The 23,784-nt window shown below is 53.7% G+C and carries 22 protein-coding genes; 18 read left to right on the top strand and 4 right to left on the bottom strand.

The window, feature by feature from the left end; genetic code table 11:
• Window positions 1-42: 42 nt before the first annotated feature.
• The 3 genes from Q354_RS0119740 (at window position 43) to phaR (ending at window position 2,074) form a co-directional block, all read left to right on the top strand.
• On the top strand, window positions 43-1,206 hold the full coding sequence (locus Q354_RS0119740; protein WP_027859112.1) for an MFS transporter: 1,164 nt from the start codon (window positions 43-45) through the stop codon (window positions 1,204-1,206).
• Window positions 1,207-1,272: 66 nt separating this feature from the next.
• Window positions 1,273-1,530 (top strand): DUF6489 family protein, encoded by a 258-nt coding sequence (locus Q354_RS0119735; RefSeq protein ID WP_027859111.1) that lies wholly within the window; start codon window positions 1,273-1,275, stop codon window positions 1,528-1,530.
• 52 nt (window positions 1,531-1,582) lie between these two features.
• A complete protein-coding gene (gene phaR, locus Q354_RS0119730; RefSeq protein WP_027859110.1) occupies window positions 1,583-2,074 on the top strand; it encodes a polyhydroxyalkanoate synthesis repressor PhaR in 492 nt (163 codons plus the stop codon).
• Window positions 2,075-2,191: 117 nt separating this feature from the next.
• On the opposite strand, the gene phaC is transcribed toward phaR, so the two are convergent.
• The 3 genes from phaC to Q354_RS0119715 form a co-directional block, all read right to left on the bottom strand.
• Entirely contained in the window at window positions 2,192-3,235 is a 1,044-nt protein-coding gene (gene phaC, locus Q354_RS0119725) for a class III poly(R)-hydroxyalkanoic acid synthase subunit PhaC (protein ID WP_027859109.1), read from the bottom strand.
• Window positions 3,232-4,152, bottom strand: a complete 921-nt coding sequence (locus tag Q354_RS0119720; protein ID WP_027859108.1) for a poly(R)-hydroxyalkanoic acid synthase subunit PhaE — start codon at window positions 4,150-4,152, stop codon at window positions 3,232-3,234. The genes phaC and Q354_RS0119720 overlap by 4 nt, the downstream gene beginning before the upstream one ends.
• An 82-nt stretch (window positions 4,153-4,234) precedes the next feature.
• Window positions 4,235-5,116 carry a LysR family transcriptional regulator gene (locus Q354_RS0119715; RefSeq protein WP_027859107.1) on the bottom strand — a complete coding sequence of 294 codons (882 nt, stop codon included), beginning with the start codon at window positions 5,114-5,116 and terminating at the stop codon, window positions 4,235-4,237.
• Between the two features lie 173 nt (window positions 5,117-5,289).
• Here Q354_RS0119715 and leuC point away from each other — a divergent pair, with 173 nt between their 5' ends.
• From leuC to Q354_RS0119640, 15 genes are all read left to right on the top strand, one after another.
• Window positions 5,290-6,708 (top strand): 3-isopropylmalate dehydratase large subunit, encoded by a 1,419-nt coding sequence (leuC, locus tag Q354_RS0119710; RefSeq protein WP_027859106.1) that lies wholly within the window; start codon window positions 5,290-5,292, stop codon window positions 6,706-6,708.
• A 19-nt stretch (window positions 6,709-6,727) separates the two neighbouring features.
• Complete coding sequence (gene leuD / locus Q354_RS0119705; protein ID WP_027859105.1) at window positions 6,728-7,375, top strand: 3-isopropylmalate dehydratase small subunit; 648 nt, start codon at window positions 6,728-6,730, stop codon at window positions 7,373-7,375.
• Window positions 7,376-7,427: 52 nt separating this feature from the next.
• Window positions 7,428-8,510: a 3-isopropylmalate dehydrogenase gene (gene leuB / locus Q354_RS0119700; protein ID WP_027859104.1), complete on the top strand. Its 1,083-nt coding sequence runs from the start codon at window positions 7,428-7,430 to the stop codon at window positions 8,508-8,510.
• 93 nt (window positions 8,511-8,603) lie between these two features.
• Entirely contained in the window at window positions 8,604-9,719 is a 1,116-nt protein-coding gene (asd, locus tag Q354_RS0119695; RefSeq protein WP_036230811.1) for an aspartate-semialdehyde dehydrogenase, read from the top strand.
• A gap of 343 nt (window positions 9,720-10,062) precedes the next feature.
• Entirely contained in the window at window positions 10,063-13,446 is a 3,384-nt protein-coding gene (locus tag Q354_RS0119690; RefSeq protein WP_084332678.1) for a FimV/HubP family polar landmark protein, read from the top strand.
• Window positions 13,447-13,449: 3 nt separating this feature from the next.
• A complete protein-coding gene (gene truA / locus Q354_RS0119685) occupies window positions 13,450-14,295 on the top strand; it encodes a tRNA pseudouridine(38-40) synthase TruA (protein WP_027859101.1) in 846 nt (281 codons plus the stop codon).
• A gap of 50 nt (window positions 14,296-14,345) precedes the next feature.
• Window positions 14,346-14,975, top strand: a complete 630-nt coding sequence (locus Q354_RS0119680; RefSeq protein ID WP_027859100.1) for a phosphoribosylanthranilate isomerase — start codon at window positions 14,346-14,348, stop codon at window positions 14,973-14,975.
• A gap of 10 nt (window positions 14,976-14,985) precedes the next feature.
• Window positions 14,986-16,179: a tryptophan synthase subunit beta gene (trpB, locus tag Q354_RS0119675; RefSeq protein WP_036230901.1), complete on the top strand. Its 1,194-nt coding sequence runs from the start codon at window positions 14,986-14,988 to the stop codon at window positions 16,177-16,179.
• Between the two features lie 26 nt (window positions 16,180-16,205).
• Window positions 16,206-17,009, top strand: coding sequence for a tryptophan synthase subunit alpha (gene trpA, locus Q354_RS0119670; RefSeq protein WP_027859098.1), 804 nt, complete (start codon window positions 16,206-16,208; stop codon window positions 17,007-17,009).
• A 40-nt stretch (window positions 17,010-17,049) separates the two neighbouring features.
• Entirely contained in the window at window positions 17,050-17,910 is an 861-nt protein-coding gene (accD, locus tag Q354_RS26590; protein WP_036230808.1) for an acetyl-CoA carboxylase, carboxyltransferase subunit beta, read from the top strand.
• A gap of 71 nt (window positions 17,911-17,981) precedes the next feature.
• A complete protein-coding gene (folC, locus tag Q354_RS0119660) occupies window positions 17,982-19,268 on the top strand; it encodes a bifunctional tetrahydrofolate synthase/dihydrofolate synthase (RefSeq protein WP_051560407.1) in 1,287 nt (428 codons plus the stop codon).
• Window positions 19,252-19,803: an SPOR domain-containing protein gene (locus Q354_RS0119655; RefSeq protein WP_027859096.1), complete on the top strand. Its 552-nt coding sequence runs from the start codon at window positions 19,252-19,254 to the stop codon at window positions 19,801-19,803. Before folC ends, Q354_RS0119655 begins: the two co-directional genes overlap by 17 nt.
• Window positions 19,804-19,864: 61 nt before the next feature.
• The gene (locus Q354_RS0119650) at window positions 19,865-20,359 is read left to right on the top strand and encodes a CvpA family protein (RefSeq protein WP_027859095.1); all 495 of its coding nucleotides are present in this window, start codon (window positions 19,865-19,867) and stop codon (window positions 20,357-20,359) included.
• Between the two features lie 44 nt (window positions 20,360-20,403).
• Window positions 20,404-21,930 carry an amidophosphoribosyltransferase gene (purF, locus tag Q354_RS0119645; RefSeq protein WP_027859094.1) on the top strand — a complete coding sequence of 509 codons (1,527 nt, stop codon included), beginning with the start codon at window positions 20,404-20,406 and terminating at the stop codon, window positions 21,928-21,930.
• Between the two features lie 13 nt (window positions 21,931-21,943).
• Window positions 21,944-23,161: an O-succinylhomoserine sulfhydrylase gene (locus Q354_RS0119640; protein WP_051560404.1), complete on the top strand. Its 1,218-nt coding sequence runs from the start codon at window positions 21,944-21,946 to the stop codon at window positions 23,159-23,161.
• A 70-nt stretch (window positions 23,162-23,231) separates the two neighbouring features.
• On the opposite strand, the gene thpR is transcribed toward Q354_RS0119640, so the two are convergent.
• Window positions 23,232-23,750: an RNA 2',3'-cyclic phosphodiesterase gene (thpR, locus tag Q354_RS26585; protein ID WP_051560402.1), complete on the bottom strand. Its 519-nt coding sequence runs from the start codon at window positions 23,748-23,750 to the stop codon at window positions 23,232-23,234.
• Between the last annotated feature and the right edge of the window lie 34 nt (window positions 23,751-23,784).

The following is a 23,784-nucleotide window of genomic DNA, read 5'->3' as shown; positions in this document are numbered from 1 at the left end:
CTTTGTGCAGTATTTGTTGGTCGGATTTGGTGCAGCGATCTGATGTACACCCGCGTTCCCTATCTTCGCCTTTCTGGCTTCTACTTTTTCTACTTTGCTTTGCTGGGCGCGCTGGTGCCCTACTGGAGTCTGTACCTACACGGCTTCGGGTTTGATGCGTTTACCATCGGAGCGCTGATGGCAATCCTGCATGCGACCCGTATCTTCGCGCCGAATCTGTGGGGATGGCTGGCGGATCGCAGCGGGCAGCGGCTGAAGATCGTGCGTTTTGGTGCGCTGATCACCCTGTTGGCGTTTTCGGCGATATTCTGGCAGCAGGAGCCGCTTGGCATTGCGCTGGTGATGCTGCTTTTCAGTTTTTTCTGGAATGCTGTATTGCCCCAGTTTGAAGTGGTGACGTTGAGCTGGCTGGGAGAGCAAAGGGAGCGCTATAGCCAGATACGCCTGTGGGGCTCGGTCGGATTTATTTTTACCGTTGCCGGAGTCGGCTATCTGCTGGACCGGGTAGCTGTATCCGAATTGCCGCTGATCCTGCTGTTGCTGATGCTGATGATCTGGCTCAATACGCTGCTGGTGCCTGAGCCCGAACAACTCAGCGCCAGGCCCTCTAAAGGGGATTTTATGGCGCTGTTGCTGCGTCCCCAGGTGATTGCGTTCTTTGTTATCTGTTTTCTGGTGCAGTTTGGTCACGGTGCTTATTACACTTTCTATAGCGTAATGATGGAGGGGCTGGGTTACGACCGGGGAGAGATCGGGCTGTTATGGTCTGTCGGAGTTGTAGCGGAAGTGTTGATCTTTATTGTGATGCACCGGCTTATTGCCAGTTATGGTGTCAGGGCAATTATGCTTTGCAGTCTGGTGCTCTGCGTAATTCGCTGGACGCTCACTGGTCTGTTTCCAGAGCACCTTTTGCTGATGCTGCTGATGCAGAGTCTGCATGCTGCCACCTTTGGTTGTTTACATGCCGTCGGTATTCATTTGGTGCATCACTATTTCTCACCCTCAACCCAGGGTCAGGGGCAGGCTTTGTTCTCCAGTTTCGGTTTTGGTGCAGGAGGTGCGCTAGGTGCACTTGTTTCCGGTGTGATGTGGGATGCTGCAGGTGCTACGGCGACCTTTATGCTGGCTGCCTCTGTCAGTCTGGTTGCTATAGTGCTGGCAATGGTTTGGATCTATCCGGAAAAACTGCAGCAAAGTGGCCCGTGACTATTTTGCAGTGCGGTGGGAATGGTGTAAGGTAAATACTAAACGCGTCAGCGCAGGAGGGTGCTCGTGAAGCTCAAGATGGATGTGGAAGTAACGCCTGAAGAGGTGCGGCGGCTGCTTGGTCTGCCGGACGTTGCCGGATTGCATCAGGACATGATCGAGCAGATCCGTGAACAGATGGCTTCAGGTGTAGAGGGATATGACCCGCTTACGCTGTTTAAGCCCTACCTGTCGGGCGGCATGGGTTCGATGGATGCGCTGCAAAAAATAATGCTCGGCATGATGGCAAACGGCTATCAGTCTGCAGACCGTGAATCGGACTGACGGTCATGTTTGACGGCAAGGATAACGGAAGAACGGAAGAGAGAGCCCTACAGTGCGAATCCTCAGAAAATATACCAACCGTCGGTTGTACGATACTTCACGAAGCTGCTATGTCACGCTGGAAGACGTAAAGCAGCTGGTGCTTAGCGGTGAGCCGTTCAAAGTCGAAGACTCCAAAACCGGAAATGATCTGACGCGGAATATTCTGCTACAGATTATCAGTGAGCAGGAAGCGCAGGGTCATGGTACCTTGCTGACCAATCAGGTGCTGCAACAGTTGATCCGCTTCTATGGCGACAGCATGCAGGGCATGATGAGCCAGTACCTCGAACAGAGTATCGCATCGTTCCTTGAGCATCAGGATCGTATACGTGAGCAGATGCAGACGATGATGGGGGCCGCTAACCCGCTGACCATGATGAATCGAATTGCCGATCAGAATATGGCGATGTGGAATATGTTCAGCCAGCCAGGCCAGCCCGGAAGTGAAGATGGCGCACCGGAACAGCCGACTCCTAAAGAGCCTGATGGCGATAAGAAATAATCCCGTCGATCGCACTGCAGCCATGCGCTGTCTGTATAGATTTCTATAAAAAAACCGCCATCAGGCGGTTTTTTTATGGCGGAATCCGGTTGTCAGGTACGGGTTGTCGTAGCGCGCTTAACTCTTTAGCCAGTGGTCAATCTGCTGGCATAGCTGTTGATTGACCTTGCCGGATACGAAGAGGCCTATATGACCGCTATTGACCTCAATCTCGGTATAATCGGCTGATCCCGAAAGCTCCTTCAGTGGTCGTGAGGCGGATGGCGGAACCAGGTGATCCTGGCTGGCGAATATATTGAGCAGGGGCTGAGTGATTTGTTTCAGGCAGGCACGTTCTTCGCCGATACTGACGCAGTCGTTAATAAAGCCGTTTTGCTGGAAAAATGTGCGGATAAATTGTTCGAAAGCCATGCCAGCCTGATCGGGGCAGTCATTGATCCATCGCTCCATGCGGAGGTAGGACAGTGCCTGCTGCGGGGTCTGCATTCTTGCAGGGGCCTGTATTGCTTTGTGGATACCCAGTCTGGCCGGCATAAGGGATGAGAAAAGGCCATTCAGGATCTGCCCGGGTATATTACCGTACGCGCGGCTGAGGGCGGATATGTCGATCTTTTCTGCCAGGTGGGATAGCAGGTTATCGGAGGTATTGAAATCTACCGGTGTAACCATGGTAATCAGCTTGCGGATCTTTTTCGGATGCAGTGCGGTATAGCAAAGGCTGAGAGTGCCGCCCTGGCAGATGCCGAGCAGGTCAACCGAGTCATGATCGCAGTGCGTCTGTGTCGCTTCGACGCAGTGGTCCAGATAATCGTTGATGTAATCGTCGAGGTCCAGGGCGTAGTCGAGGGCGTCCGGATAGCCCCAGTCGATCAGGTAGATATCGGAGCGGTGTTGCAGCAGATGGGCGATGAAAGAGCGTTCTGAGTCAAGGTCCAGTATGTAGGGGCGGTTGACCAGCGCGTAGCAGATCAGGAGTGGGGGTTGTCCGGATGTAACGGCCTTGCCTTTGTAATGATAAAGACGCAGCTTATCCTGCTGATAGATCAGTGTGCGCGGCGTAGGGGCAACATCGATCGTATCGATGGCGGCGATACTGCGCAGTGCCTGACCTAGCTTGAGCTGGTAATCCAGCAGCTGCTGGTCCTGGCTGGTATTGCTCATTTAGTTCCCCGGTCGAGGACCAGTTCGCGCAGCGCTTTAAGTTCGTTCCTGAGTATGCTGCGTTCACTATCGAATTCGGCCAGTTGGTGTTGATGGCTCCGGCTCATAGTATCGAGCTGCTCTTGCAGTGTCCTGATCTTCTGCTGCATCCTGCGCATGGCTTTTTTCTGCTGCTGTTGTCGAATAAGGTTCTGTCTGAACGTGGCGCTGCTGACCATGCCCAAGCCGGATAGGCTTGTTTCCAGCTGGCTGTTGAAGCTCTCTTTCATCTCTGTACAGCTGTTGCAGAGTTCCGCGTAATCCTTTTGATAGGCAGGTTTGAATACCTGTTGCCGGTAGGCCTCTTCATAGCAATCGGTCCAGAGCGATTCGAGTTCCAGGCCGCTACCGGGCTGCCCGGACTCCTTCAGAGCCTGTTCCAGGTTATGCAGGGTGTGCTGGTTTATCGCCTCAAGGTGTGTCAAGTACCGGGCCAGTGCCTGATTGAAACGATTGCAGGCCGGAGCGAAGCTGGCTGTGCCTCTGATCAGTGTGGCGAGCGGGTCGGGGGGGGCTTTATCCTGACTCGGATTTTCGCTGCCGGGCTGCTCTTTTGTGATGGCGGTCGCCAGTGAGGCCGGTAATTGCCATTGTTCCAATAAGAGTCTGCTTAGCGCCGGGGAAGTGATGTTCTGGAAGTGGTCTGCCAGCGTCTCCGGAGATAGCGTTTTATCGCTGTTGCTCAGAGTCTGTAGTAAGCGCGCGTGGGCATCGAAAAGTGTTCTGGATATTTCGTTTGGCTGGTATTCGTTTGAGCTTCGGGTGGAGCCATTCTCCGGTGCATCGTCTGGCAGCGAGGCAGGGGACAGCGCCAGCTCCCAGCATCTCTGCTGTAGCTGCAGGAACTGATCCGCTAATTGCTTAAGCTCTTCTGCCAAAATCGCATCTCCATACTGAGCGAAGTGTTATCTTATTACATCAAGGGGGCGGTTACATTCGTACTTCTTAGATTGGTATTTCTCACACTGGTGCTTCGGACTGCTGTCGCAGCATTTCTACCAGATGTCTTGCCGCATTGGAAAGTGTGCGGTCGCGGTGATAAATGATGCCAAGCTCCCGCTCGACCGACTCCTCCTCAACCTGAAGAACCTGCAGGTCGTTGCCGATGAGATTTGCAGGCAACAGGCTCCAGCCGAGTCCGATGCTGACCATCATCCTGATGGTATCAAGGTAATTGGTGGACATGCTGACATTCAGGTTAAGTCGATGGCGGGCAAAGAGGGCCTGAACCAGCTGGCGGGTGAAGGTGTTCTGGTCCGGCAGTATGGCGTGGTAGTCCGTCAGTTCGGCCAGGGATACCCGCTCGCGCGCCGCCAGGGGATGGGTTCTGGCGACCATATAGCAAAGGCGGTCTTTCCATACGGTTTCAGATTCGATGTTTTTATCGGGCGAGGGAGCCAGCGTGATCAGGGCCAGCTCCAGGTCGCCTTTAAGCACCCCTTCATAGGCAACTTCAGATTCTTCAAACCGCAGATCCAGCTTTACCTTCGGGTAATGCTGGTTGAAGGCCCGCAATACCGGAGGCAGGCGATGGAGGCTGATATGGTGGCTGGCGGCCAGTGACAGGGTGCCGGTAACTTCGCCGGAAAGATTGCTGATTGCGCGTTTGGCGTCATCAAGCTGAAGCAGGATCTGGTTGGCGCGGGGAAGCAGGGCCTTGCCGGCTTCGGTCAGATTGATCTGTCTGCCGATGCGATCAAACAGCTTGCTATCCAGCTGTTCCTCAAGCTGTGCAATACGTTTGCTGATGGCCGACTGTGTGAGGAAAAGCTGGCTGGCTGCACGGGAGAAAGAACTGGATTCGGCAACAGCCACGAAGGCCTGAAGTGTGTGTGTATCCATAGCGGTCATCAGGAGTAGTGGGGAGAATCCCTGTATTATTTTCTATTCCGATTTGGAATTCAAACAATAAAAATAATGAATTTGTTTTGTGCGAAATGGTGGGATAGGATGCTTTCAAACTCCCGGCGTCATCGCATGGATGTCTGGGAAATAAGAATAGTGAGGTGAGATAGATGGCCGGTAAAACGCTTTACGACAAGCTCTTTGAGTCGCATCTGGTTCGACAGAATGAAGATGGAAGTTCCCTGATCTATATCGACCGTCAGGTACTGCATGAAGTGACGTCGCCACAGGCATTTGAAGGGCTGCGTCTGGCTGGCCGTCAGCCGTGGCGAATTGATGCCAATATCGCGACTCCTGATCACAATGTACCAACCACCGAGCGTTCTGCCGGTGTCGATCAGATCGCCGATCCGGTTTCACGGATTCAGGTGAAAACTCTGGATAGCAACTGTGATGAGTTTGGCATTCTCGAGTTCAAAATGAACGACCAGCGTCAGGGCATCGTCCACGTGATGGCCCCTGAGCAAGGCGCGATTCTGCCGGGCGTAACCGCGGTTTGTGGTGATTCCCATACGGCGACCCTGGGTGCCCTGGGAGCTCTGGCTCATGGTGTGGGTACTTCAGAGGTTGAGCATGTGCTGGCAACTCAGTGCCTGATCACCAAGAAAATGAAGAATATGCTGGTTCGCGTTGATGGCGAGCTGGGAATCGGTGTTACGCCTAAAGATGTTGTGCTGCATGTGATCGGTGTGATCGGCACGGCGGGCGGAACCGGCTATGCGATCGAGTTCGGTGGGGACGTCTTCCGTAATATGTCGATGGAAGGCCGTATGACTGTATGTAATATGGCGATTGAGGCCGGTGCCCGTGTTGGTCTGGTTGCCGTGGATCAGACGACGGTCGATTATGTTGAAGGTCGGGCCTTTGCGCCTAAGGGAGCGCAGTGGCTGCAGGCGGTTGAAGCCTGGAAAGATCTGGTTTCCGATACGGATGCTGAGTTTGATGAAGTGGTCGTCATCAATGGTGCTGAAATTGAGCCGCAGGTAACCTGGGGCACGTCTCCTGAGATGGTGGTCGGCGTCGGTGATCAGGTGCCAAACCCGGCTAACGAAACCGACCAGGTTAAGATCGATGGCATCAATCGGGCGTTGCAGTACATGGGGCTCGAGGCAGATCAGAAGATCACTGACATTAAGCTTGATCGGGTATTTATCGGTTCCTGCACAAATTCCCGTATTGAAGACCTTCGCGATGCTGCCAAAGTGGTTGAAGGTCGTAAGGTGGCGGAGAATATTATTCAGGCACTGGTTGTGCCGGGATCGGGGCTGGTGAAAGAGCAGGCCGAGAAAGAAGGGCTGGATAAGATTTTCACTGATGCCGGACTTGAGTGGCGGGAACCGGGCTGCTCAATGTGCCTGGCGATGAACCCGGACAAACTGGGTAATGGCGAGCACTGCGCTTCTACCTCTAACCGTAATTTCGAAGGTCGTCAGGGCTTTGGTGGGCGTACCCATCTGGTAAGTCCGGCGATGGCCGCTGCTGCTGCCGTCGCAGGGCACTTCGTAGATGTACGTGAATTGATTAAGTAAGGTATCGGAGGCGAGCCAAATGAATAAATTTACACTGCATACGGGTATTGCCGCGCCGATGGATCGGGCGAATATCGATACCGATATGATTATTCCAAAACAGTTTCTTAAATCGATCAAACGCTCCGGCTTTGGTAAGAATCTGTTTGATGAGTTGCGCTACCTTGATGAAGGGCTGCCGGATCAGGAATGTACCGGCCGTCCACTGAACGAAGATTTCGTACTGAACAAGGCGCGTTATCAGGGTACAAGTATCCTGCTGGCCCGTGAGAATTTTGGTTGCGGTTCCAGTCGTGAGCATGCGCCTTGGGCGCTGGAAGATTTCGGCATTCGTTCGGTTATTGCTCCGAGCTTTGCTGAAATCTTCTATAACAACTGCTTCAAAAACGGCCTGCTGCCGATTGTGTTAAGTGATGAAACCGTTGAGCAGTTGTTTAAGGAGGTTGCGGCGACGGAGGGCTATCAGCTCACTGTTGATCTGGAGCGACAGCTGGTGGTCACGCCTGCCGGTGAGGAAATCGCCTTTGAAATTGATGAGTTCCGAAAGCATTGCCTGTTAAATGGTCTGGACGATATTGGTCTGACACTGCAGCACGCAGATGATATCCGCGCCTACGAAGATAAGCGTAAGCAGCAGGCTCCGTGGTTGTTTGGCGCAATTAAGTAACTGGATTTGATCGATGGCAGCTGCCTGCCATCAGGAATGGAGATAAGAACAGATGGCTAAGAACGTATTGATCCTGCCGGGTGATGGTATCGGGCCTGAAATTGTTGCTCAGGCGCGTCGTGTACTGGAGCTGGTGAATGAGCAGGACGCGCTCGGACTGGAGTTCAGTGAAGCGCTGGTAGGCGGAAGTGCTATTGATGCTGATGGCGTGCCATTGCCAGAAACAACACTGGATGCCGCCAAGGCCGCTGATGCAATTCTGTTGGGTGCCGTTGGCGGGCCAAAGTGGGACACAAATCCTGATTTCCAGATTCGTCCGGAGAAGGGGTTGCTGGGTATTCGTTCTCAACTGGGGCTGTTCGGTAACCTGCGTCCGGCTATCCTCTATCCTCAGCTGGCAGAGGCGTCAACGCTTAAGCCTGAAGTCGTATCCGGTCTTGATATCCTGATTGTGCGTGAGCTGACCGGTGGTATCTATTTCGGCCAGCCGCGTGGCGTGCGTGAAAAGGAAGGCGGCATTCGCGAGGGGTACAATACCTATGTATATGACGAGCATGAAATTCGTCGTATCGGTCGCGTCGCGTTTGAAGCCGCTCGTCAGCGTGGCAAGCGCCTTTGCTCCGTCGATAAAGCCAATGTTCTGGAAGTGACAGTGCTGTGGCGTGAGATTATGGAAGAGCTGGCCAAAGAATACCCGGATGTCGAACTGAGCCATATGTACGTGGATAATGCTGCGATGCAGCTGGTACGTGCGCCTAAACAGTTTGATGTGATGGTGACGGGTAATATGTTTGGCGACATCCTATCTGATGCGGCGGCGATGCTGACCGGGTCGATCGGTATGTTGCCGTCTGCATCCCTGGATGTGGACGGTAAGGGTATGTATGAGCCTTGTCATGGCTCAGCACCGGATATCGCAGGGCAGGGTATTGCTAACCCGCTGGCGACTATTCTGTCTGCTGCCATGATGTTGCGATACTCGCTGGGCGCCGGCGCTACTGCCGATCGTATTGAGGCTGCAGTAAGTAATGTGTTGGATCAGAACCTGCGGACAGCTGATATTTGGTCTGAAGGTGCCGAAAAGGTATCCACTTCCGAGATGGGTGATGCGGTTGTGGCTGCTCTGAAAGGCTGATAGCCACAGAGTGTAAGTTGTAGCATAATCTTAAGTCGGTCTCTGTCAGGGGCCGATTTTGTCAATGTAGATATCCAGTTTTTGGTGAAAAGAATGAAACGTGTAGGTTTTGTTGGCTGGCGCGGAATGGTTGGTTCCGTGTTGATGCAACGTATGCAGGAAGAGCGTGATTTCGATCATATCGAAGAGCCGGTCTTCTTCACCACATCCCAGGTAGGACAGGCTGGCCCGGATATTGGTAAAACCATTCCGGCGCTGAAAGATGCGCGCTCTATTGATGAGCTGAAGCAGATGGATGCCATTATTTCCTGTCAGGGCGGTGACTACACGAAAGAAGTCTACGGTCCACTGCGTGAAGCTGGCTGGAAGGGTTACTGGATCGATGCGGCCTCTTCGCTGCGAATGGATGATGAGGCCATCATTGTTCTGGATCCGGTCAATATGAATGTCATCAAAGACGGTCTCAGCAAAGGCGTTAAGACCTATGTCGGTGGTAACTGCACCGTTTCATTGATGCTGATGGGGCTGGGTGGTCTGTTTCAGGCGAACCTGATTGAATGGATGACCTCCATGACTTATCAGGCTGCTTCCGGTGGTGGTGCACGTCATATGCGAGAGCTGATCTCCCAGATGGGGATCGTTCGTGATTCGGTTGCGGCTGAGCTGGCGAACCCGGCCAGTGCAATTCTGGACATCGATCGCAAAGTGGCAGAGACCATTCGTGGTGAATCCATGCCCGTTGATAACTTCGGTGTGCCTCTGGCCGGTTCCCTGATCCCGTGGATCGATACCAAGCTGGATAACGGACAGAGCCGCGAAGAGTGGAAGGCTTTCGCAGAAACGAACAAAATCCTGGGGCTGGATAATAATCCGGTGCCGATCGATGGTACTTGTGTGCGTATTGGTGCCATGCGCTGTCACAGCCAGGCGTTCACCATTAAGCTGAAAAAGAACGTTCCTCTGGATGAGATCGAGTCCATGCTCGCCGAGGCGAATGACTGGGTTAAGGTGATTCCAAACGAACGTGATATTACGGCAGCAGAGCTTTCGCCTACCAAGGTAACCGGAACTCTGAGCGTGCCGGTAGGACGTCTGCGTAAGATGAATCTCGGAGACGAGTTCCTCAATGCCTTCAGTGTGGGTGATCAGTTGCTGTGGGGGGCCGCAGAGCCTCTGCGCCGGATGCTGCGTATACTGTTGGCGGACTGATATATCTCAGGACACCAGAAGCCGATTCGTTTCAGGACGAATCGGCTTTTTTATTGCCCGGAATTTGTCGCTGACGTTGATCGTTATCTAAATTCGCCCTGATTTCTTAGAAAAATCAAAGGCTACTGCAAGATTTTTCGTGGCTGCCGATATACTATTGTAGGGTTTTTATTACTGGTCGTGGGCTGGGATGCAATGCCGCGCCAGACAGGATGTCGATGGGACTCAAACGTTTGTTTTAGTTGCTTGACCGGTTATAGAGTTTTAATTGATACTTTTCGCGGGCTCAAAACTCGGAAACCTGTAGTTGTGAGTATATCGGAAGGATGTCACAAGGAATTTAATGATGCTGCGTAAACTCGCTATTAGCCTCGCAATAGCAGGGGCACTAGGCGTAACCAATGCAAATGCATTGGGGCTTGGCGAAATCAAAGTTAAGTCGGCCCTGAATGAGCCCTTGAGCGCAGAAATAGAGTTAGTCCAGGTAAGGACGTTAAAACCATTGCAGATTCAGCCCAGAATGGCTGATGTCGATGAGTTTGCCCTCGCCGGTTTACAGAGATCCCGCTTTCTTTCCAATGTGCGTTTTCAGGTTCAGGTCAGGCCGGATGGTACAGGCATAGTCCGACTAACCTCGAACGAAGTCGTACGAGAACCGTTCCTGAGTTTCCTGGTAGAAATTAACTGGCCAAATGGACGTTTGGTCAGGGAATATACCGTACTGCTCGACCCGCCGGTATTCAATCCTGCCCCCATTCGACGCACGGTTCAGCCGGTCGTAAGCGCGCAAATGGATGTGGCTACGATTCGTCAGGGGCAACCTGTTGATATTCCGCCCCGTCCCGGCAAGGCCGTCGACAATATCCGTACCCGGGCCCGCTCTGCCAACCAGATCTATGTCGGTGTAAATGAGACTTTGTGGCGTCTGGCAGAGAAACACCGGCCGGATGGCAGTGTAACACCGACCCAGATGATGGTGGCGTTGCAGAAAAAGAATCCCCAGGCTTTCTTTGATAACAACCTCAATCGCCTTAAAGCCGGGGTAGTGCTGGATCTGCCATCGCTGCAAGAGGTGCAGGCACTGACCCATCAGCAGGCGGTAGCCGAGGTACGTCGCCAGACCCGTCTGTGGAAACAGGGCAAGAGTAATAAGGCGCCGGCAGTCACACCAAAACGTGAGTCTAAACCCGCCGCTAAGAAAGTTGCGCCTCAGGCTGAGTCGGGTGTGGGCAAGCTGACGATAACGGCTCCGGGGTCTGAAGAACCCGTGAGCGATACGGCCGCCTCAGGTGACGGTAGTGAAAAGGATAAGCAGATTGAGGCGCTGACCCAGCGTAATCAGGAATTACAGACCCGCCTCAATGAAGCGTTGGAAAATGCCGATAGCGCCAGTCGTGAGAATGCTCAGCTGTCAAAGCGTCTGGATGCGATTGACGAGCATCTGGAAACATTGCAGAAGCTGCTCAATGTAAAAGATGGTGAAATTGCGCAGTTGCAGGCGGCTTTGGCTGATAAAGAAGAGGTGGCTGCAACGGATTCAGGTAAGGGTATTCTGGACTATCTTACCTCACCTGTTGCTTTGGCAGGTATCGGTAGCGCTCTTCTCGCGTTGCTGGGCGGTGGTCTGTTTATGCTGCTGCGTAAACGTAAGAAAGATGCTGCGGAAGACGATTCCGGCCTGGTGCAGGTGCCTGGCGAACTGAAGATGAGCGCCATTGATGAACCTGAAGAGGCTGCAGCGACAGATAAAGCGGACGACGCTGAAGATCTGGCTGAGGCTGAAGCTGACTCTGATATGGCTGATCTGTCTGATCTGGAAGAGGTAGCGGATCTTGATCTTGATATGGATCTGGAGCTTTCCGAATCTGATCAGGTTGCGACCGACGTGGCAGATGACGCGCTTGGTGACCTGCTGAATGAGGCTTCGGATGAGAGCCGGCTTGATGATATTGAGTTTGACCTCGGGCTCGATGAAGAGACTGAGGCTGTAGCCGATCAGATTGCGGCCGAGACCGAGACTCTGGGCAGTGCCGGGGGAGCAGATCCGCTGGATGAGATCCTTGGCGAGGCTGACGCTTTCGACGGTACTGATGTCGATGCAGCCGACCTTGACGCTCTGTTGGACGGTGGGCTGGATGATGTTGTCGGATCTGACCCGGCGGGGAGTGCCGATCCGCTGGATGATCTCGAGTTGCCGGAAGAGGACATCTTTGCCGATCTTGGCATGGACTTCGACGACGTCGATTCTGCGCTGGAAGATGATGCGCCTGAAAGCAGTGCTCAGGATGATATCGATGCTCTGTTATCTGGAATGGATGAAGAGCTGGAAGAGCTTTCAGCCGCAGAGCCTGATGCGCTTTCTATCGAAGATGAAGACCTGCTGACGGGGCAGGATGATATTGATTCCCTGCTGGCGGGAGTCGGTGATGACAATGTCGACGCGCTTGTTGACGATGTCCTGCAGGCCGAAGAGCCGTCCGTAACGGCTGAAGGCCAGGATGATATTGATGCATTGCTGAACTCTGTCGCCGGTGACGCCGGTGACGGGCTGGATGATCTGCTTGACCTTGAAACCCTGTCGGCGGCGGAGCTGGAGGACGCAGGTGATGATGCAGAGCTTAGCTCGCTGTTGGGGGATGCAGACAGTACTGAGTCCCCGTTCGAGATTGAAGATGTAGCTGAGAGTGGAGCTGAAGTTGCTGTCCCTCCTGACCTGGAGGCTTTTGAAACCGATCTGGAAGCTGCTGATATCCAGGAATCAGCCGAGCTCGAAATGCTGGGTGACGCTGATCTGGATGCGCTGCTGGCTGATGAGCCGGAAGAAGTATCAGGCACCGGCGATGAAGTGTCTGATCTTGACGCGTTACTGGCGGAAAGTGCAGAGGGTGAAAGCGAACCGGATCTGTCTGATCTGCTAACTGAGTCTGCGCCTGACTTTGGCGATGACGTTGCTGCGGCGACAGAGGCGCCTTCCGAGATCGATGATCTCCTCGGGCAGGCGGCAGGCGAAAGCGAGCTTGAGCCAGCGATGGATCAGGCTGAGGCAATGTCGGAGCTTGAGGCGCTTCTGGGCTCGGGTGAACTGGATGTGGACCCTGCTGATTCGGAATCGTCGGATATTGATGGCGCAGTATCTGATCTGGAGCAGGAGCTGGCCAAGCTTTCGGGGCTGGAACTCGAAGAGAGTGGTGCAGAGTCCGAATCTGCAGAAGATGCCCTGAATGCCTTGCTGGATGAAGAAATAGTCGAGGAAAACGCAGATTTTGATGCTCTGCTTGCTGAAATCTCCGGCGATGAAACTGACTTCGACGATGATCTGACTGATACTGAAGCGTTGCAGGATATTGAGCTGCCGGTGGCTGAGTTGGGTTCTGCAACGCTTGCTGAAAAGACAATGAGCAGTCAGGCGGTTACCAAAGAGTTGACCGCCAACATTGCGCATGACCTGGTAGCGGATGAGGCTGGGCTTGAGGATATTCTCGCAGACTCCGGGGCGGCAGTTGAGCTTGAGGAATCGTCGCTGACTGAGGGGCTTTCCTATGAAGAAGTTGATGGCTGGAGCCTGTTAGAGGCAACCAATGAAAATGATACCAAGCTTGATTTAGTACGCGCTTATATCGATATGGATGATCATGAGGGTGCGCGTGAAATCTTGCAGGAAGTAATGAACGAAGGCAGTGACCAGCAGCGCCAGGATGCGCAGAAGTTGTTGCAAGAGATTGGTTAGGTAATGTCCGAAGACGTTAAATTGGAAGAAGGGGCGGCTGATGCCGCCCTCACTCGTTGGGCTCTGTGCGTTGAGTATGTGGGGACCCATTATCACGGCTGGCAGGTGCAGAAGAACGGCGGCGTTGCCAGTGTGCAGGGGATGGTGGAAAAAGCGCTGTCCTCAATAGCGAATGAACCTATATCGGTGGTCTGTGCGGGGCGGACAGATTCCTGTGTCAATGCCACTTATCAGATTATTCACTTCGATACCCGTGCTGAGCGTGACGAACGTGGCTGGATCTACGGTACAAACACGCGATTGCCGGATGATATCGCGATTCGCTGGGCGGTGCCGGTCTCCGCAGACTTCCATGCGCGTTTCTCTGCGCGGGAGCGGCGTTACCGCTATTTGATCTATAGCGCGCCAGTGCGGCCGGCTTTGCTAGGTAAGGGAGTGACCTGGACTCATCGTACGCTGGATGTGGGGCGCATGAACCGGGCCGCCCATCACCTGATCGGTGAGCATGACTTTACCTCCTACCGGGCGGTCGGGTGTCAGGCGAAAAGCCCTGTGAGAGAGGTGCGGCGGCTGGATGTATATAAGAGCGGCCATCTTATCGTGATTGACGTTACCGCCAATGCATTTCTTCATCATATGGTCCGCAATATTGCAGGTGTACTGATGAAGGTCGGTTGTGGCGATGCAGGACCTGACTGGGCGCGCGAGGTGCTGGAGGCGCGGGACAGAAGACAGGGAGGCGTGACTGCTCCACCGTTTGGATTGTACTTTGTGGATGTAAAATATCCTGAAGAGTTTGATCTGCCGGCGTCTGAGATCGGGCCCTATTTCTTGCAGGCTCTGGACTAACGTTTATTCTGTCGTTCTGATACTATTCAACGATTTACGGAAAGATCTCAGTGGCTCGTACCCGAATTAAAATTTGCGGCATTACCCGCGTAGAAGATGCGCAGAATGCGGTCTCGGCAGGCGCGGACGCCCTCGGTTTTGTGTTTTATCCGCCCAGCCCGAGAAATGTCGGGATTGAACAGGCTGCCGGGATTATTCGTTCACTCCCGGCTTTCGTAACCACTGTCGCTCTTTTTGTGGATGCTGACAGGGAACAGATTCAGCAGGTTATCGATCAGACGGGTATTGATCTGATTCAGTTTCACGGGGATGAGACTGCAGAGTTTTGCCAGCAGTTCTCAAGGCCTTACATCAAGGCGGTGAGGATGAAGCCGGATGTAGATCTGGCGTTGGTCTGCAAGCAGTATGATTCGGCCCAGAGTATTTTGCTTGATGCGTATCGTCCCGGCGTGCCGGGCGGAACCGGCGAATCCTTTGACTGGGATCGCATTCCTTCGGTTTTAGCGAAGTCAGTGATTCTGGCTGGCGGCCTGGTGCCAGGCAATATTGCTCAGGCAGTGAGCCAGGTGAAGCCCTATGCTGTTGATGTCAGTGGCGGCGTTGAGGCTGCGAAAGGCATTAAGTGCAAAGATAAGATAATAAAATTTGTTCAAGAGGTTAGTCGTGTCGACCAAATTTGATCTGGCAGCAATGAAAGAGTTGCCTGATAGTTCAGGCCATTTCGGACCCTACGGCGGTCGTTTTGTATCCGAAACGCTGATGGCTGCGCTGTCTCAGCTTGAGCAAACCTACGAAAAGCTTAAAAACGACCCTGATTTTCAGGCCGAGTTTGATAAGGACCTGGCTTACTACGTCGGCCGCCCGTCGCCGTTGTACCATGCTGAACGGTTATCGCGTGAGGTAGGCGGCGCACAGATCTATCTCAAGCGAGAAGATCTTAATCATACCGGCGCGCACAAGGTAAATAACACCATCGGTCAGGCACTGCTGGCGAAGTATACCGGTAAGCCACGTGTTATTGCCGAGACAGGCGCGGGCCAGCATGGTGTAGCGTCTGCAACCGTTGCTGCGCGTCTGGGCCTCGAGTGTCAGGTCTATATGGGCGCTGAGGATGTCGAGAGACAGAAGCTCAATGTCTATCGCATGAAGCTGCTGGGAGCAGAGGTCATTCCGGTTGAGTCCGGCACCCGCACCCTTAAGGATGCGCTTAACGAGGCGATGCGTGACTGGGTAACCAATGTCGACAACACCTTCTACATCATCGGTACCGCCGCAGGTCCTCATCCTTACCCAATGCTGGTTCGGGATTTTCAGGCGGTGATCGGCCGTGAAGCGCGCCAGCAGTGTCTTGCGCAGACAGGTCGTTTACCGGATGCTCTCGTTGCCTGCGTGGGTGGTGGCTCCAATGCGATCGGTCTGTTCCACCCATTCATCGGAGATGAGACCGTGCGTATGATCGGGGTTGAAGCCGGCGGTCATGGTCTGGAAACAGGCGCTCATGCTGCGCCGCTCTGTGCCGGCCGTCCGGGTGTGTTGCATGGAAACCGTACCTATCTGATGGAAGATGATGCCGGGCAGATTATTGGTACTCACTCTGTCTCTGCCGGGCTGGATTATCCGGGAGTTGGGCCAGAGCATGCGTGGCTGAAAGATGCAGGCCGGGCGGAGTACGTTGCTATCAACGATGATGAGGCTATGAATGCATTCCGTACCCTGACCCAGGTAGAGGGCATAATGCCCGCGCTTGAGTCGAGTCATGCTGTAGCTCATGCGATGAAAATGGCAGCTGATATGGACAAAGATCAGATACTGGTTGTTAACCTGTCTGGTCGTGGCGATAAAGATATTCACACCGTTGCTCAGATCGACGGCATTATTGTCTGATCCGGTAATCGGTAGAGAGAAGAAGAATGAGTCGAATAAACAGCTGTTTTGAGAAGCTCGGGCAACAGGGCCGTAAGGCATTGATTCCCTATATCACGGCAGGAGATCCCTCTCCGGCAGTATCTGTCCCCTTGATGCATGCTCTGGTCGAGGCCGGAGCAGATATTATCGAACTGGGTGTGCCGTTTTCTGATCCTATGGCCGATGGCCCGGTAATCCAGCTGGCATGTGAGCGTGCACTCGAACATAATGTGCGACTGGTTGATGTGCTTGAAATGGTACGAGAGTTTCGTCAGAAAGATGGCGAAACCCCGGTTGTGCTGATGGGCTATCTCAATCCGGTCGAAGTACTGGGTTATGACAACTTTGCTTCTCAGGCTGCAGCTGCAGGAGTGGATGGTGTATTGACCGTTGATTTGCCGCCCGAAGAGGCCGGCGAATTCGGTGAGGCGCTGCGGGCAAACGGCCTGGATTGTATCTATCTGTTGGCGCCGACCACCACTGAGCAGCGTATCCAGCATATCTGTGATAGCGGTAGCGGCTATGTCTACTATGTTTCGGTCAAAGGTGTGACCGGCTCGGCTTCACTGGATGTTCAGGCCGTGGCAGAGAAACTGGATTTGGTTCGAAAATATACCGACATGCCGATTGGCGTAGGTTTTGGCATCGGTACGGCCGAGGCTGCCAAGGCAGTATCTGCTGTGGCTGATGGTGTGATCGTAGGTAGTGTGCTGGTTAAGCAGATAGCAGCGCTGGCTGATGATCAGGAAAAAATTCCGGAAAAGGTTGCTGCGATTATTGCAGAGATGCGCGCAGCAATGAATGCGTAACACACTGAATGTGTTCGTATCTGAATAGGTTTGGAGAGAAATGAGTAACTGGCTCGAAAAGATTGTTCCGTCATTGGTTCGTTCCGAAAAGAAGCGTTCAAATATTCCAGAAGGGCTGTGGAAGAAGTGCCCTAAGTGCGACTCTGTTCTGTATCGCCCTGAACTGGAAAAGAACCTGAACGTATGTCCTAAATGCGATCACCATATGCGTCTCAATGCGCGCCGTCGTCTGGAGTTATTCCTGGATGAGGGCAACCGTGTTGAGCTGGCTACTGACGTTGAGCCGGTGGATCGCCTGAAGTTTAAGGACTCTAAGAAGTATAAGGACCGACTCACAGCGGCGCAGAAAGCGACTGATGAGAAAGATGCCCTGATCGTGATGCGCGGTGAACTTAATGGGCAGCCAGTAGTAACGGTTGCCTTCGAGTTCCAGTTTATGGGTGGTTCCATGGGCGCAGTTGTGGGCGAGCGTTTCGTCCGTGCCGCAACCGTCAGCCTTGAAGAAAACATTCCGCTGATCTGCTTCGCAGCCTCCGGTGGGGCGCGTATGCAGGAAGCACTGTTTTCCCTGATGCAGATGGCGAAAACCAGTGCCATTATCGAGCGAATGAAGCAGGCAGGTGTGCCGTTTATCTCAGTGCTGACCGATCCTGTCTATGGCGGTGTATCTGCCAGTCTGGCGATGCTTGGTGACCTGAACATTGCTGAGCCTAAAGCGCTGATCGGTTTCGCCGGACCTCGTGTTATCGAGCAGACTGTGCGTGAAAAGCTGCCGGAAGGCTTCCAGCGCAGTGAGTTCCTGCTCGAGCACGGTCAGGTTGATATGATTGTGCGTCGTGGTGATATGCGGGATAAGCTCTCGTCTATCCTGGGTAAGCTGACGCATCAGTCGGTTGCCTGATCGTTTGAGTCGTATCTCACAGGCCGGCGCATAGCGTCGGCCTGTGTTGTTTTTGAGGCATGTAATAATTGATGAACACTGAATCCGAACAGTTATCGCTGGAACAGTGGCTAAGCTGGATTGAAGCGTGCCACCCGGCGGAAATCGAGCTGGGCCTGGGCCGGGTAAGCGAAGTCGCCGGGCGGATGAAGCTGGATTTGGGACAGTCGCAGGTCATTACGATCGCTGGCACCAACGGAAAGGGGTCTACCGTTGCCTATCTTGAGAGTATTCTCCGGGGGGCGGGGTATTCGGTTGGGTGCTATACGTCACCGCATTTCATCAAGTACAACGAACGCATCCGTATCAATGGAAGCAATGCTAGCGATCAGTCTATTTGTTACGCTTTTGCCGCGATTAATCAGGCGCGTGAAGAGATTGAGCTGACCTATTTCGAATACGGTACCCTGGCCGCGTTGCAGATCTTCACTCAGGCGCAACCGGATGTCGTGCTGCTTGAAGTCGGTCTTGGCGGGCGGCTTGATGCGGTTAATATTGTTGATGCGGATATCTCTGTGGTAACAACGGTTTCAATCGACCATGTCGACTGGCTGGGCGATGACCGTAATCAGATTGGTCGGGAGAAGGCGGGCGTATTTCGCGCAGACCGCCCCGCAGTTTGTGGTGAACCTGAGCCGCCGCTGAGTATTGCGGAAGTTGCGGCGGAAACGGGTGCCCGGCTGGTTCAGGTAGGCGTTGATTTCAGCTATCGGTTGGGAGACGCTGGCTGGAGCTGGAGTGGGTTTGATGCTGGCGGGCAGGAGGTGCAACTGAACGGCCTTGCGTTGCCACAGTTGCCTCTGGCAAATGCCGCGACTGCGGCGCAGGTAGTGAAATTACTGCCACTGGTGGTTTCGGATCAGCAGATATCGGATGGAATATCTGCAGCACGCTTAACCGGACGTATGCAGCATGTGCAGCTGCCGGAAGGCGACTGCTGGCTGGATGTGGCTCACAATCCTGAGGCCGCGGAGCTGTTAGCCAAGCGCCTGGCTGATTCGTCAGCGCCGGTAAGGCTGGTGCTGGGTATGCTTGCTGATAAAGATATAGGTGCTGTCGTAGAGCTTATTCGTCCGGTGGTCTCTTCCTGGTATCTCGCCGGTCTTGACGTGCCGCGAGGGCAGAGTGCGGATAATCTGGCTCAGCATATGATTGAGTCAGACCATCACCGGAAGTTCTCCAGTGTTGCTGCCGCGCTAGGACAGGCGAGGGCTGATCTGCAGGCGGGTGAGCGGCTTATTGTAGCGGGTTCTTTTTTTACTGTAAGTGATGCATTAGAGGTCTTATCCGGGGAAGCAGGTGATGGAGCAGAGTCTTAAGTATCGATTGGCCGGGCTGGCGATTATCGTTCTGGCCGCCGGTGTGATTTTGCCTCTGATATTCGATGGCGAAGGCTATAAAGAGCGTCATCTGGCGTCTGCAATTCCTGATGCCCCGGGATTGCCCGAAGTCGTTAAGATTGAGCCGGTCACTGTGCCTGCGCAGGTACCAGAGACACTTGCTGCGCCTGTGAAACCTGTCGTTGTTGAAAAGCGCCCGGCGAAGGTAGAAAAGGCGATCATCGCACACGCGCCTGAAGAAAGTGTCGATGCCGATGCGCCGGTACTGGATCAGCAGGGCGTGCCGGTGGCCTGGACCCTTCAGCTGGCGACCTTTAGTGACGAGGCAAATGCGAAAGGGCTGCGTTCCCAGCTGGTTAAGGCGGGGCACAAGGTCTATACGCGCAAGCAGGGTACGCTGGTAAAGGTATTCGTAGGTCCTGACCTGCAGCGCAGCAAGCTGGAAAAACTTAAGCGGAGGCTTGAAAAGGATTTTGGCCTCGATGGTATCATCGTGCGTTTCTCCACTCAGTAGGCATTGGGTTGGCTCAAACCCTCTGGTAGAATGCGCGCAATTTTCCGGATAGACAGCAGACATGAACTGGGCTGACTGGACCATAATCGCAATCATCGCTATTTCAAGCCTTTTCAGCTTGAAACGCGGCTTTGTAAAAGAAGCACTTTCTCTCGCTACCTGGGTGGCGGCACTTATCGTAGCACGCATATTTTCAGCTTCGCTGGAAACTGTGCTGGTTCCCTATATTGAAACCCCTTCGCTTCGCTTGATGGCGGCTTTTGCTATTCTGTTTGTGGCTACGCTGGTGGTCGGTGCCCTGATTAATCAGCTGGTGTCTATGCTGGTTCATGCAACCGGTCTGAGTGGGACAGACAGAGTGCTGGGTATCGCCTTCGGTGCAGCCCGAGGCGGGTTGCTGGCGATAGTGCTGGTAGCGCTAGTGGGTATGACTCCGGCGATACAGGACCCCTGGTGGGCGGATTCACGACTGATACCTCATCTGGTATTGATGGAAAGCTGGACTAAAGATGTGGCTTCAGATCTGATCAATGTGATCTGGTCTGCGGGTCGCTAGTAAAATACAAATAGAATGACTATTTACCTTCGAGGTGAGTTCGAATGTGCGGTATTGTAGGCATTGTTGCCAAAACACATGTAAACCAGACGATTTTTGACGCGCTGACAGTGCTGCAGCATCGTGGGCAGGATGCCGCAGGTATGGTGACCTGTCAGGGTAGCCGGTTCTACCTGCGCAAGGATAATGGTCTGGTCAACGAGGTCTTTCGAACTCGCCACATGAAAAACCTGGCCGGTAACATGGGTATTGGTCATGTTCGTTATCCGACTGCAGGCAGCTCCAGTTCTGCTGAAGCCCAGCCTTTCTATGTTAACTCTCCTTATGGTATTGCGCTTGCCCATAACGGCAACCTGACCAATGCAGAAGAAGTTGGCGAACAGATGTTCCGTGCAGACCTGCGCCATATCAACACGACTTCTGATTCTGAGGTATTGCTGAATGTTGTAGCGCATGAGTTGCAGCGACAGGGCAAGCTGGTACCGGAACCAGAAGATATTTTTAAGGCCGTTGAGGGTGTCCATCAGCGCTGTAAAGGCGGTTATGCTGCGGTTGCGGTGATCACCGGTTACGGCATCGTTGCGTTCCGTGATCCCCATGGTATCCGTCCGCTGACGTATGGTAAGCGCACTGCTGAAGATGGCAGTACTGAGTATATGGTTGCTTCGGAAAGTGTTGCACTCGACGTTTGCGGATTTGAGCGAGTGCGCGATATCGAGCCGGGTGAAGCGATCTTTATCGATATGGACGGTAACGTATATACCCGTCAATGTGCTGTTGCGACTAAGCTGGCGCCTTGCCTGTTTGAATACGTATATCTGGCGCGTCCTGATTCCATTATCGACAACGTCTCAGTCCATCAGTCCCGTATGCGTATGGGTGTGAAGCTGGCGGACAAGGTTAAGCGCGAGCGTCCTGATCACGATATCGACGTGATTATTCCGATTCCGGATACCAGTCGTACTGCGGCGCTGGAGATGGCGCTGTCTCTGGGAGTGACCTTCCGTGAGGGTTTCATCAAGAACCGTTATGTCGGCCGTACCTTTATCATGCCAGGTCAGGCTCAGCGTAAGAAATCCGTCCGTCGCAAGCTCAATCCGATTCAGATGGAATTCAAGGATAAGGTTGTGATGCTGGTCGATGATTCTATCGTACGTGGCACAACTTCTGGCCAGATCGTTGAGATGGCCCGTGATATGGGCGCGAAAAAGGTTTATTTCGCTTCTGCTGCTCCGGCTGTGCGTTATCCGAACGTTTACGGCATCGATATGCCGGCGGCCAGCGAGTTGATCGCTCACGGCCGTGAAGATGACGAAGTCGCTGAAGCTATCGGCGCTGACTGGATGCTGTACCAGGACCTGGATGATCTGAAGGACTGTGTGCTGGAAGGTAATCCGGCGATTCAGGACTTTGATACCTGTGTCTTTGATGGTCGCTATGTAGCGGAAGATGTCGATCAGGCCTACCTGGACCGTCTCGAAGCGAAGCGTAACGACGCCGCCAAAGAAGAAGGTGAAGATGATGCGGACAAAGGAAATGAGTCCGCAGATCTGCACACTAAGATTGACTGAGGGGTAATCCACGATGGCGAAGCCAGGATTTGAGAGGGCGGAGCGTATTCAGTTCGGCGTAGACGATTGTGAATTCGATACACTTGCTGTGCGCGCTGGTCAGTGGCGTACCGATGAGGGGGAGCATAATGACGCGATCTTCCCGACATCCAGTTTTGTGTATTCCAGTGCCCGTGAAGCGGCGGCTCGCTTTGGCGGAGACGAGGCGGGTAATATCTATTCTCGTTTCACCAATCCGACGGTGCAGGCCTTCGAGCGCCGTATGGCCGCCCTTGAAGGCGGTGAACGTGCAGTTGCAACCTCCTCAGGCATGGGGGCGATCCTGACACTGGTGCTGTCCCTGTTGAAGCAGGGCGATCATGTGGTATGTTCGCGCAGTGTATTCGGATCGACGGTTTCGCTGTTTGAGAAATATATCTCCCGTACCGGTGTTGAGACGACCTTCGTCAGCCCAACTGATCTGGATGCCTGGAAAGCAGCGGTCCGCCCTGAGACCCGTATGTTTTTCCTTGAAACGCCGTCCAACCCGCTGGCTGAAGTGACAGATATCAGGGCAGTGGCTGAGCTGGCTCATGCGAATGATGCCGTACTTGCCGTGGACAACTGTTTCTGCACTCCGGCTTTGCAGCAGCCATTGAAGCTGGGGGCGGACGTTGTTGTACACTCAGCCACCAAGTACCTGGATGGTCAGGGGCGCTGTGTTGGGGGGGTGCTGGTTGGATCGGATAAGCTGATGGAAGAGGCTTTCGGGTTTGTTCGTACCGGTGGGACCGCACTGAGCCCGTTCAACGCCTGGGTGTTTCATAAAGGTCTTGAGACTCTTCGCCTGCGTATGGATGCCCATAGCCGCAGTGCGATGGAGATGGCAAGCTGGTTGCAGCAACAGCCGGGAATCAAAAAGGTGCATTATGCCGGCCTGGCTGAGCATCCGCAGCACTCACTGGCGGCTTCCCAGCAGTCGGCCTTTGGTGGCGTTCTCGCGTTTGAGGTCGAGGGTGGAAAAGAGGCTGCCTGGCGCTTTATCGATGGTACTGAAATGGTCTCCATCACGGGCAACCTCGGTGACGCAAAGACCACGATAACCCATCCGGCGACAACGACTCACGGCCGCATGAGCGAAGAAGCTAAGGCGGAGGCGGGTATTGTCGAAGGCCTGATTCGCCTTTCGGTTGGCCTTGAAGCAGTTGGGGATATTAAGGCAGACATGGTAAGAGGTCTCGCCGCGCTCTGATTCTCAGGATGCTTTAAAGAATACCCGCACTTCCCGAGACAGGGGTGCGGGTTTTTTTTGGCCGAAAGGCTCAGGACCTGAATTCGGCCTCGATATTGTGGATAGCCCCGTCCTGTTGCAGGACGCTGCGTTTAAGCTGGAAGCGGTCGACGGTAAAGGATAGTTCCCCCTCTTCAAAGGCAAGGTTGAGCTCTTCGGCTGCGCTCCTGCTGTCACCTTTGTGGCTACAAAGTGTAATGTGGGGTGTAAAAGGCCTGTTATCAGGTTCACTAAACCCTGCCTTCTCAAGTGTCTGCTTTATTTCCCGGTGCAGTTGTTCCAGCGCTTCGTTGGGTTTGATGCCCATCCAGATAGCACCGTTACGAAAGTGGTTCACTTTGTCTGTGGTGAGCTGGAAGGGGCTGAAGCGGATCTGGCTTAATGCAGCCGATAGTTTCGGCACGGCGAAGCCAGGCTGTTCGCCAAGGAATGCAAGTGTCAGGTGAATCTGGTCCAGCTTGGTCCATTTGACCGGGTGCGTGCAGGCCAGGTGGCGGTGGAGGGATTGCTGGATATTCCGGGGCGGGTCTATAGAGATAAAAAGGCGCATTTTGGGTATTAATGGTCAGGTCGCCATCAGGCGA

The sequence above is a fragment of the Marinobacterium jannaschii DSM 6295 genome, from assembly GCF_000620085.1.
GTDB classification, from domain to species: domain Bacteria; phylum Pseudomonadota; class Gammaproteobacteria; order Pseudomonadales; family Balneatricaceae; genus Pontibacterium; species Pontibacterium jannaschii.
Note: the sequence above shows the minus strand (reverse complement) of the source record. Positions and strands in the feature narration are given on the sequence as shown.

Excerpts from the sequence above, each read along its gene's own strand:
- Q354_RS0119740 (WP_027859112.1), top strand. The coding sequence starts at position 43 with ATGTACACCCGCGTTCCCTATCTTCGCCTTTCTGGCTTCTACTTTTTC.
- phaC (WP_027859109.1), bottom strand. The coding sequence starts at position 3,235 with ATGAGCAATACCAGCCAGGACCAGCAGCTGCTGGATTACCAGCTCAAG.
- Q354_RS0119715 (WP_027859107.1), bottom strand. The coding sequence starts at position 5,116 with ATGGATACACACACACTTCAGGCCTTCGTGGCTGTTGCCGAATCCAGT.
- leuC (WP_027859106.1), top strand. The coding sequence starts at position 5,290 with ATGGCCGGTAAAACGCTTTACGACAAGCTCTTTGAGTCGCATCTGGTT.
- leuD (WP_027859105.1), top strand. The coding sequence starts at position 6,728 with ATGAATAAATTTACACTGCATACGGGTATTGCCGCGCCGATGGATCGG.
- leuB (WP_027859104.1), top strand. The coding sequence starts at position 7,428 with ATGGCTAAGAACGTATTGATCCTGCCGGGTGATGGTATCGGGCCTGAA.
- asd (WP_036230811.1), top strand. The coding sequence starts at position 8,604 with ATGAAACGTGTAGGTTTTGTTGGCTGGCGCGGAATGGTTGGTTCCGTG.
- Q354_RS0119690 (WP_084332678.1), top strand. The coding sequence starts at position 10,063 with ATGATGCTGCGTAAACTCGCTATTAGCCTCGCAATAGCAGGGGCACTA.
- truA (WP_027859101.1), top strand. The coding sequence starts at position 13,450 with ATGTCCGAAGACGTTAAATTGGAAGAAGGGGCGGCTGATGCCGCCCTC.
- trpB (WP_036230901.1), top strand. The coding sequence starts at position 14,986 with ATGAAAGAGTTGCCTGATAGTTCAGGCCATTTCGGACCCTACGGCGGT.
- trpA (WP_027859098.1), top strand. The coding sequence starts at position 16,206 with ATGAGTCGAATAAACAGCTGTTTTGAGAAGCTCGGGCAACAGGGCCGT.
- accD (WP_036230808.1), top strand. The coding sequence starts at position 17,050 with ATGAGTAACTGGCTCGAAAAGATTGTTCCGTCATTGGTTCGTTCCGAA.
- folC (WP_051560407.1), top strand. The coding sequence starts at position 17,982 with ATGAACACTGAATCCGAACAGTTATCGCTGGAACAGTGGCTAAGCTGG.
- Q354_RS0119655 (WP_027859096.1), top strand. The coding sequence starts at position 19,252 with ATGGAGCAGAGTCTTAAGTATCGATTGGCCGGGCTGGCGATTATCGTT.
- Q354_RS0119650 (WP_027859095.1), top strand. The coding sequence starts at position 19,865 with ATGAACTGGGCTGACTGGACCATAATCGCAATCATCGCTATTTCAAGC.
- purF (WP_027859094.1), top strand. The coding sequence starts at position 20,404 with ATGTGCGGTATTGTAGGCATTGTTGCCAAAACACATGTAAACCAGACG.
- Q354_RS0119640 (WP_051560404.1), top strand. The coding sequence starts at position 21,944 with ATGGCGAAGCCAGGATTTGAGAGGGCGGAGCGTATTCAGTTCGGCGTA.
- thpR (WP_051560402.1), bottom strand. The coding sequence starts at position 23,750 with ATGCGCCTTTTTATCTCTATAGACCCGCCCCGGAATATCCAGCAATCC.